Origin of the sequence: Xanthomonas dyei (assembly GCF_002939865.1) — a bacterium.
GTDB classification, from domain to species: domain Bacteria; phylum Pseudomonadota; class Gammaproteobacteria; order Xanthomonadales; family Xanthomonadaceae; genus Xanthomonas; species Xanthomonas dyei.
In genome coordinates, this window is sequence record NZ_MDEE01000074.1 from 1 (window position 1) to 8,821 (window position 8,821).

The following is an 8,821-nucleotide window of genomic DNA, read 5'->3' on the forward strand; positions in this document are numbered from 1 at the left end:
GCGCTTGATCTGTTCTTCGTCCATCACTGCACTCATCGATGTCTCCTCTGAAAACTAACACCTGAGCAGAGTTTCAGTGGGTCATTACACAGGCGGGGAGGGAGGATGAGGCAAAGGCCGAGATTTCTGGTTGGAATGCATTGTTGAGTCGCGAGAAGCAGGTCAACCCAGCTGCAAATAGCTTGGATGCCATGCTGGCGACGAAACTCGACAGGAATCTTGATTTCATTGAGCAGGATAAGACGTCAATTTCAACTAAAGCGTTACCAAAACCTGGGCTTGCTTTCAATCAAGACGGAACTCTCTCCCAATCGCCAGGCAATATTGCAGCGATGGGGCAGCACTACTTCGACCGGCCCTCGCAGCTTTACGCGCAGCCAGGTCAACGCCCGGTGGGTATTGGCGAGCACCGCAATCAGGCTGGGCAACTGCAGCCCACTGCGGACTACCCCAACTACTACGGCACGTGGGCCGTGGAGCAAATCCTGCAGGCAGAAGACAAGGCAAACGTGCTGTATCAAGGTGCCCGCCCGAAGGTGACTATCGATATGGCGGCATTGGGCTTGAAGGAGCGCCTTATCGAGAACGAAGGCCTGGACCGAGGCCCAAACAAGACGCCGTTTCCGTATCACGACAGCAGCAGCACGCCGCCCACCTTGCACCATTTCGATCACACCCAAGATGGCAGCGTGAGTCCGGCGCAGGACCACACCTATGTGCCCGTTGTACCCAGCGCACCTGCGGCAACCGGCCCGCGTGGCCCAGACGATCCCGCACACCCCGACCACACCATGCTGGAGCAGATCCGCAATGGCGTGCGCAAGATCGATGAAGGGGTGGGCAAGCCCTACGATGAGATGAGCGAGCGCGTTAGCCGCAGTCTGTTGGCCGTATGCAAGGACAACCGCGACGCCTATCCGGGTGCCGGCGACCGGTCGCTGGCAGACAACGCGCTGAGCCGCGTGGACCATGTGGTGATGGGCAAGACGGGCAACGTGTTCGCAGTGGAGGGGAGGCTGGACGACCCTGCGCACAAGCGCGTGCATGTGGACATCGATCAGGCGATCCGTACGCCGGTCGAACAATCTGACCAGAAGCTGCTGGCCGCCAATCAGACCATCGCCCAGGAACGAGCAGTTGCCCAACAGCAGGAGCTGGCGCGAGGGATAAGTGAGCCGAGCCAAGGCGTGCACACGCGGTAGCGCTTCAGGTCACCACGGCCTATCGAATGTTTGAGCTCAAAGGCATCTCTGGCAACCCTAGAGCAGGCGCGAGCAAGCACCGAGAAATAATGACGATGGCGGGTGAAGAGACCTCGCCAAACAGCACGCTTGACCCTGCCAACCGTCACCCGCACACTCCGACACGGAGCCTAGAAACTCCTCACAAAGCGGCACCCGCCTCCGACAACTTGGTGGGTTTTTTGTGTCCGGTCGAAAGACTGAGCACGGCTCGGCGTTTCTGCGCCGGGAGGGCGGCGAATACAACACCCGCAAGGGGAATAAGCCCGCCGGCTTTGTGCGGTTTCTAGCCTCCCGGCATCCCGCTGCGTTGTGCAGCGGGAGTCGTCTCAGGCCAAGGAGATGCGCCATGCACGACGAACCCGGCTACTGGATGTCCGAAGGCACGCAATACCAACTGCTGCGCGTACGCGATCAACTGCGCCTGCTTGCCACCCTGGCCGCACCGCGAACGCGCGAGGAAGACGCCATGAGCATGCCGGCCATTCCGCTGCAGCAATGGGCGCATTGCCTGCAGCACCTGGCCGAGCAGGTGGACGATGTGCTTGAGGATTTGAGTAGCGCCCCCTAGCGCTGTGCCTGTCTCGATCAGCGTGTCAGCTCTGCAGCCGATGGGTTGGCCTGTTTGGACATGGGCGAGTACCTTGCCTTGTATCAACGCGCCGCGCAGGCATACAAGACAACAATGAATAACTTTCGCTCATTCACGCTGCTGCTTTGCCTGGCACTGACCTCGGTGCTGTCGAGCGCATGCACCAGGGCGTCTGAGAAAGCGAGCGATCTGCCTGCTGCTCCATCGCCCACACCCGAAGCACGTTCTGCGCCAACCACCGTGACGCAGAAGGCCACTCCTAGCATCCAGCAGATTGAAGCCGGGCTTTTGAGATTTACAGCGTCGCTGGAACAACCCGGCGACATGAGTCACAAGCGGGTGGAGGAGATGCTGGGCATCAAATTCGATCCACCGAAGGATCTTGCGGTGTCACGGCGTGTGCTGAGGAGCCTTCCTCTGGCGAATGGCTATACGTTGTATATGTCGCATAGCCCGGAGAAAAAGGGATTTTCCTTTATCAACATGCTGATTGGGTTGCCAGACAAGCACGACCCCACGCGCGTGCAGGATGCAGCATGCGTCTGGGATGCGGCCGACCTCTCAGCCAAGCTTGAGGCCATGGGTTACAAGCGTGGCAGGCAGCGCCCGTTCCAAGGCGGCATCCAACGGCAGCATTGGCGTGCCATCCAGAATGGAGCGCAAGGTTTTTCGGTTGCCTTGCTGATCTACGCGACCACAGCCAGCGGCACAAGGCGCGAGTGCGTGTATGGAGTCCAGATCGATGGAGGTGATGCGTGAGGCTTGTTGACCTACGAATCGATAAGATCAGACATCAGTGCGTCGCCACCGCAGAACTCTTCGCTTGATCAGTGCAAGCCATCGCTTTAGCCTGCGGCAGTACGATCAAGATGGCGTGAACCAGTAGGCCGGATACACAACAGGACAATGATGAAGCGTTCTCGCTCAGTGACTGTACCGCTCTTGCTAGCGCTCTTAGCTACGCTATCCAGTGCATGTGCTCGACCTTCCGAAACAGAAGCCCACGCGCATCCTTCAGCGGGCAAGGTGTCTGCGCCTCAAGCGACGGCAGACGCCACTACAAGCGGAATCAATGCCGGCACCGCCAGCCTCAGCGTCCAGGAGCTGGAAGCCCGGCTGCTGCGCTTTGTCGATGCATTCAAGACTCCAGCGGACATGAGTAGCAGGCGTCTGGAAGCAGCGCTGGGAATCAAGCTGGGGCCGCCCTTGGACACGTCGGATCCGTGGTACCGGGTGAAGGATGTACCACTGGCCGATGGCTACACGCTTTACGCTACGCATTTCCCGATGAAACGTGGATTCTCGAGAATGGAGATTTCGGTGCGCTTGCCTGGTGGCGAGGACCCTACTCGCAAGCCCACTACAATCTGCATCTGGGACGCGGCAGCACTGTCTAAAAAGTTGGAGGCGATGGGGTACAAGGCGGGCGAGAGGATGCCTTTTCAGAACGGGTGGATACGTCAGCATTGGCGCTCCATCAACAATGGAAAGCAAGGCTTTTCCGTCGCGTTGTTGATCTATCAGAGTGGCGAAGAACCATCGCGGGAATGTGCATTTGGCTTGCAAGTCGACGGAGGTGATGCGTGACACCAGTCGATGCGCGGATTGAACCTTTGCTCGCCGAAATGGCCAAGGATCCCAACCTACCCAAGGAAGCAGAATCCAGCATTCGCCAGACCCTTGCAACATCACCCTATCTCTCGAATTTGCTGGGTAATGCCATCGAGAAGGGGCAGATTGGTGCCATTGCCGTCTCACATGGACACAACAACGGCGGCCACTTTCAAGACGGTAAGGATGGGAAGGCCGGCACCCTCAATATTAGCGATGCAGCTTTCAGTAATCTGAGCGGCGAGCGACGTCTCGACTACCTGGCGGAGGTCATGGGTCACGAGACGATGCATGGTGTATTGGCTGAGCACCGTACCCAGGCGCTGGCGGAGTTTGCGAAGACCATGGGCGGTCGCATGCAGGAAGCTCACGATAACCGGGAGAATCAGGTCGATCTCACGCAGCCGACACGTGTTTACTTAGACAAGACCCGTGAGGATGAAGCTCTTTCAGAGATCTCTGGAATGCGTGCCCTGCACGATCGCATCAAACACCAAGATCCAGAGATGTCAGATCATCGGCTTGAGGCGGAGCTGCTCCAACGCTCCACAACCCGTTGCGTGGACAGAGGGGCAAGCCCACCGCAGTTCGCCAATGGCATGACATATGAAGAGCTAACAACGCGTCCGTTCGCACGCAATGACGCACTGACCAAAACCGTGGAGCAGTGCTTTTATGACAGCAGAGGGACTTTAGGGCCGTATGGCGATTCAGACTATCGCAACTACTACGGTGTCAGCGCAATCAGCCACATTGCGAAGAACTACGAGCACCTTGCTCATGATCGGCAGCCTCCGGAGGTTCGCGTCGACCTGAAGTCGCTCGGCCTGGAACCAAAGCAGCTAGAGCGCAATGGACTGGATCTAGGGTCGGGATCAACCTTCAACCTTGTCGATCTGGGCAAGGACGGCTATGGCATGGTCCAGCTCAAGGAAACCTGTGCACGCGGCAACAGCACGCCGAACCTTGCGACGCCCGCTGCACCGGCGCCCTCATTGACACCGGCAGACGCGGGCCATCCAGACCACGCGATGCATCAACAGATTCGCAGCAAGGTCGAACAGCTGGATGACGCCAATGGCCGCAGCTTCGATGCAACCAGTGAGCGGATGACGGCTAGCCTGCTGACGCTGGCCAAAGACAATGGCTTGACCCGCGTAGATCACGTGTTACTCAGCGACAAAACCAGAGACTCGCCAGCAGCCCAGAACCTGTTCGTGGTGCAGGGCGAGCTGCAGAACCCTGCAATGCTGCGCGCACATATGCCGACATCGGAAGCGGCTCAGCGGCCAGTACAGGAGAGCTTCGCTCAGCTTGAGACGGTCAACCAACGTTTGGCGCAGGAACAGTCGTTGGAACAGCAACGTTTACAAGAGCAGCAACAGCGAGGTCCAGCGCCGATGCTGTAGGCAGGAAAGCGCACAGGTTGTTTCCTTGAACGTAGAAATCCCTTAGCACCCCGGCGCGATAAGAAAATGCGCTCTAAATCAACGAATGATTGTTAGAGCCGAATAATTTAACCTAACCCCGTTATTCAAGTTAACGCCGTCACTGTACCTATGAAGTCACTGTAATTATGAAAATGGTCAAAACCCTATAGTTCTCCTCTGTAATTTTTGAGGATTCACCTCTTCTGTATCGCCGAAAGAACACGAGAACCTGCTCCAATTAATCTAGCGAGTACCGCAAGATGCTCCACAACTCGCTCATCAGTGTTCAAACCCTTGTACTTCACCTTGTGATCAACTTCACCCCAGACTTCTTCGAGCAAAGACCGAACTTGAATTTCACATACAGCGCTTGAGTTCTTCTTCGGCTTTACCAAATAATGAACCGACGTGTAAAAACTCGGCTTTACTTCACACTTAAGGCCTAGCGACTTCAAGAAATTGACACTATCTGGATCCCAAGTATAGGCCTTCGGCTTCTCGACGAGAATCCAATCTCTTTTTGCAGCGTGGTCGATTATTGCGCCGTGTATAACATCAATATCTTGAGGATAGAGATGGATCAACCTGACCGCATATATATCAGTCATTGCAGAGAATATATTTTCCGAACTGACTAAGGCACCCTCAAGTCTCTTTTTCTTTATCTTTTCTTCGATACTTTTTTCAGACTTCAGCCTTCTTTTGAAGGAATGTATCACGGGAGCGACCTTAGTGTTTTTGGTCAAGATTGCTTCCACTGTAACTCCGAACCCCTCTATTACTGGATACTCCCCGCGTATCGTCTTCATAATGCTAGCCACTGACTCTGCCTTTTTCTTTAAAAGAGCCATCTCACTTCTCCAGCCTAGCCATTACATCTTTTGCAAATTTTGTGTAAGACGCTTTTGTTTCTATATACTGATCCCGGTTCGGGGCCACACTTGATCGGTCCTCTGAACTTAAACTTACATGATCCGGCACATCCCAGATCGGCACTCGGTATTTTTGCGACATTCCAGGTATTGTCGAATGCGAGTACATGATTGACGTTCCCCCAATTGGATTTGAAACAACGCCTTTTATGCTTTTGCTGATAACCTGACTAGGGAAGCTCTGAACAACTCTTTCATAGGCTTCCGATCGACGCCTTGAATAGACTAAATCACGCGCAAGTGCTTGATTTTCAGCGACGGCGATTGTCGTGATCAGGCCAGATTGCAAATCTCTCTCGCTGGGTCATGAGTTATTCAGAGGTTCCCTAGGGATATATGCTGATACAGCAGCTGGAATCTGTTTTGCATAGTTGTAATGCGCCTTAGCAATCTTCCATTCATTAGATGCATCGCTTCTTTTCTTGGCATTATAAATAGTGAATCCCAAAAAAGAGACCGGCTTTACAGGCAAGCTTTTAGAGTGTCGCTCACCGACTATTTTTTCCAGTAGCGAAAAGTCTTTTATCCAAGTACTCAGTGCACGCCCAATGTTTTTTATTCCATAAACAGAAAACATATCAGGTGCACAGGGGACTAAAAAAGCATCTGAAGTGGATATAACGATCTTATTAAGTATACCAAGTGCCGGAGATGTGTCGACTATTACAAAATCGTATTTCCCAGCGACTCCATAAGCTTCAATTATTCTTCTAATGTTGGTGATCGTCCGAATTGCCAGCGGATCACTTTGATAAGCCTCTGACCATCGGCTAGCGACCTTGTTTTCGAACATATGAATTGAAAGACGGCCCGGCAATAAATCAAGATTATTTGTAAGCTTTCGAGGAGGCGGCATTTTTTCTAGCTCATCCACGCCATCCTCAGTCGGCTTTAGAAGGAAGTGAATTGAACGGGTCTTAGATATTATTCTCTTGTACTCTTCTTGCGCACTTACTTTCCTCGCCTGAGGAAAATCTTCAATGAAATTATCTTCCTCGCTCCAGAGCTCTTCCAGTTCCTCAGGTGAATATCCATACAAAGTCAGATTGGATTGTGGGTCAAGGTCTACTAAAAGAACCTTTTTACCTAACTCAGCAATAGCACTCGCCAAGTGATATGCAAGTGTAGTCTTGCCGACACCACCCTTATTATTGAAAACCGCTATTGATTTCATCGTACTCCCTTTGATTTAATTAATTAATTTTTCTATTTAATTGCATTTGAGTAGTTCTCAAGCAAGATTTTTATCTTTGCCCACCTCAACATTCAGTGACACTCTCACTGCCGACATGGCATAGCATCGGCGACGATAGGCTTCTCCCACCAGCAGCTCGACTCCAACCAGCATTGGAGGCCGACGTTCTAGCGTCGTGAGTATGTCTAGCAGTTTGTGCCGCTGAGAGCTGCCCGCAAGTAAGGAGCATGTGGCTCGGCTATCCATGGTCAGCACCAACCAAGCGATGGACATGGGCGCGATAGCGATGGCACCGCTGACTCCCTACTCGGGCGGGATGCGCTGCTGCGATAAGAGCCAAGCCACGTCGTTGCAAATGGCGAAAAAATCAACAAGCCCACAGCTAACCCAAGCGGCCATGGTAATGACCGCATAGCCGTAAACCCGGTACTTCCCCATCTGCTTCCCATGCATGAAAACCCCGTTTTAGTCTGTACCCTACAGTTATGTATAGCTGCTGTCAGCGGGGTACCCGGCATTTTGTGCCAGCGGTTTCATCCGCTGTGATTGCGCGCACCCAATCGCTTAGGTAGGAGGCCCTCGCCTTTGCGCGAACGCCTCCACCAAGTTGCTGCAGCGCTCGCTTATTTCTTTTTGCCCCTCTTGTCTGGCGCTTGACTCAAAGCCGACGCGGCCGCGGTTTTGAATCCTTGCCGGTGCTGCCGCTACGCAAGACCTTGCTTGCAGGCTTGGCCGCGTTCGGGCCGGTTTTCTCGTTGGTCGCCATGCGTGTGACCTCCACGCCACCCCGGTGGTGGCGTGGCGAAACTATGACGATTATGGTGGCCGCACAAGTCTGGTTACAGCGCGCGATACGGCAGATACTGCAAGACCGCCGGTGTGTTATCTGGGCCAGTTATCTGGCGATATGCGCGGTGCTATGTACCTGATGTTTTAAGGCCGGCGTGCCACAGCAATGTGCAAGCCATCATTTCGGCGAGGGTTCGGGCAACAGCTGCCGTGCGTCGCCCCAGGTAAGCATTGCATCCAGTGCGGGGCACAGCGCCTCGCCCCATGGCGTGAGGCGGTAGTCCACTTGCGGCGGTACCTGCGCGTAGACGGTGCGGAGCACCAGGCCGTCGCGTTCTAGCTGGCGGAGCTGTTGGGCGAGCATCTTCTGCGAGATGGCGGGAATCAGCCGCTCCAGATCCGAGTAGCGCTGCACTTTGCCGTCGAACAGGTGGAACAGCAGCAGTTTCCAGCGGCCTTCGATCAGTCTGAGCAGGGCTTCGACATTGCATGCGGCGGTGTCTGGGGTGTGCGGCTTTCCCATGGGTGCGTGACTTACCTTTGCGTGCGTTCTTGCGGCAGGTGATGCCGCTGCCGATCATGGCATACCCCTTTACACCGGACATCGCTGCCATGTCGCCTGCCCTGCCCCACGCCATTGCCTGCTTCTTTGCCGCCAGCAACGCCGGCGATGCCACCGAGCTGTTGCCGCACCTTGCCATTGATGCGGTGGTGCACGATGAGCGACGCGAGCACCGTGGCGCTGCGGCCATTTCGGCGTGGCTGGCACAGACGCAGGCCACCACGCCGTATTGCGTGGTGCCGCTTGGCGTGCACACCCAGGGCGAGCAAGTGCGCGTCACTGCACAGGTGTCCGGCGATTTCCCGCAGAGCCCGTTGCAGCTGGAGCATATGTTTCAGTTGGTGGGCGGCAAGATTGCGGCGTTGCAGATTCATTGACTAGGGAAGGTCTGAACAACGAGGCCTAAGAGGGCAGAATGTCCGCATCGTTCCGGAGAATCGCGTTTGGATCTTCGGAGTTTCGCCATTTC

At 54.7% G+C, this 8,821-nt stretch carries 9 protein-coding genes and 1 pseudogene; 6 read left to right on the forward strand and 4 right to left on the reverse strand.

The window, feature by feature from the left end:
• Window positions 1–89: 89 nt before the first annotated feature.
• From XdyCFBP7245_RS22665 to XdyCFBP7245_RS22690, 5 genes and pseudogenes are all read left to right on the forward strand, one after another.
• Window positions 90–1,202: pseudogene (locus XdyCFBP7245_RS22665) on the forward strand (XVIPCD domain-containing protein); the annotation flags it as partial.
• 388 nt (window positions 1,203–1,590) lie between these two features.
• Window positions 1,591–1,812 (forward strand): XAC0095 family protein, encoded by a 222-nt coding sequence (locus tag XdyCFBP7245_RS22675; RefSeq protein WP_104617616.1) that lies wholly within the window; start codon window positions 1,591–1,593, stop codon window positions 1,810–1,812.
• Between the two features lie 60 nt (window positions 1,813–1,872).
• Complete coding sequence (locus XdyCFBP7245_RS22680) at window positions 1,873–2,592, forward strand: hypothetical protein (RefSeq protein ID WP_244907904.1); 720 nt, start codon at window positions 1,873–1,875, stop codon at window positions 2,590–2,592.
• A 267-nt stretch (window positions 2,593–2,859) separates the two neighbouring features.
• Window positions 2,860–3,420, forward strand: coding sequence for a hypothetical protein (locus XdyCFBP7245_RS22685; RefSeq protein WP_342352104.1), 561 nt, complete (start codon window positions 2,860–2,862; stop codon window positions 3,418–3,420).
• Window positions 3,417–4,853, forward strand: a complete 1,437-nt coding sequence (locus XdyCFBP7245_RS22690) for an XVIPCD domain-containing protein (protein ID WP_211287770.1) — start codon at window positions 3,417–3,419, stop codon at window positions 4,851–4,853. The genes XdyCFBP7245_RS22685 and XdyCFBP7245_RS22690 overlap by 4 nt, the downstream gene beginning before the upstream one ends.
• Before the next feature lie 215 nt (window positions 4,854–5,068).
• Here the strand turns inward: XdyCFBP7245_RS22690 and XdyCFBP7245_RS22695 are convergent, their stop codons facing one another.
• The 4 genes from XdyCFBP7245_RS22695 to XdyCFBP7245_RS22705 form a co-directional block, all read right to left on the reverse strand.
• Window positions 5,069–5,725, reverse strand: a complete 657-nt coding sequence (locus XdyCFBP7245_RS22695) for a nucleotidyltransferase family protein (protein WP_104617618.1) — start codon at window positions 5,723–5,725, stop codon at window positions 5,069–5,071.
• Window position 5,726: 1 nt separating this feature from the next.
• Window positions 5,727–6,095, reverse strand: a complete 369-nt coding sequence (locus XdyCFBP7245_RS23945; protein ID WP_146091720.1) for a hypothetical protein — start codon at window positions 6,093–6,095, stop codon at window positions 5,727–5,729.
• A gap of 15 nt (window positions 6,096–6,110) precedes the next feature.
• Window positions 6,111–6,980 carry a ParA family protein gene (locus XdyCFBP7245_RS22700; RefSeq protein ID WP_104617619.1) on the reverse strand — a complete coding sequence of 290 codons (870 nt, stop codon included), beginning with the start codon at window positions 6,978–6,980 and terminating at the stop codon, window positions 6,111–6,113.
• Between the two features lie 988 nt (window positions 6,981–7,968).
• Window positions 7,969–8,313 (reverse strand): winged helix-turn-helix transcriptional regulator, encoded by a 345-nt coding sequence (locus tag XdyCFBP7245_RS22705; protein ID WP_104617620.1) that lies wholly within the window; start codon window positions 8,311–8,313, stop codon window positions 7,969–7,971.
• A gap of 89 nt (window positions 8,314–8,402) precedes the next feature.
• Between XdyCFBP7245_RS22705 and XdyCFBP7245_RS22710 the strand changes: the two genes are divergently transcribed.
• Window positions 8,403–8,729: a nuclear transport factor 2 family protein gene (locus XdyCFBP7245_RS22710; RefSeq protein WP_104617623.1), complete on the forward strand. Its 327-nt coding sequence runs from the start codon at window positions 8,403–8,405 to the stop codon at window positions 8,727–8,729.
• The last annotated feature ends 92 nt before the right edge of the window (window positions 8,730–8,821 follow it).

Excerpts from the sequence above, each read along its gene's own strand:
- XdyCFBP7245_RS22675 (WP_104617616.1), top strand. The coding sequence starts at position 1,591 with ATGCACGACGAACCCGGCTACTGGATGTCCGAAGGCACGCAATACCAA.
- XdyCFBP7245_RS22680 (WP_244907904.1), top strand. The coding sequence starts at position 1,873 with ATGGGCGAGTACCTTGCCTTGTATCAACGCGCCGCGCAGGCATACAAG.
- XdyCFBP7245_RS22695 (WP_104617618.1), bottom strand. The coding sequence starts at position 5,725 with ATGGCTCTTTTAAAGAAAAAGGCAGAGTCAGTGGCTAGCATTATGAAG.
- XdyCFBP7245_RS22700 (WP_104617619.1), bottom strand. The coding sequence starts at position 6,980 with ATGAAATCAATAGCGGTTTTCAATAATAAGGGTGGTGTCGGCAAGACT.
- XdyCFBP7245_RS22705 (WP_104617620.1), bottom strand. The coding sequence starts at position 8,313 with ATGGGAAAGCCGCACACCCCAGACACCGCCGCATGCAATGTCGAAGCC.
- XdyCFBP7245_RS22710 (WP_104617623.1), top strand. The coding sequence starts at position 8,403 with ATGTCGCCTGCCCTGCCCCACGCCATTGCCTGCTTCTTTGCCGCCAGC.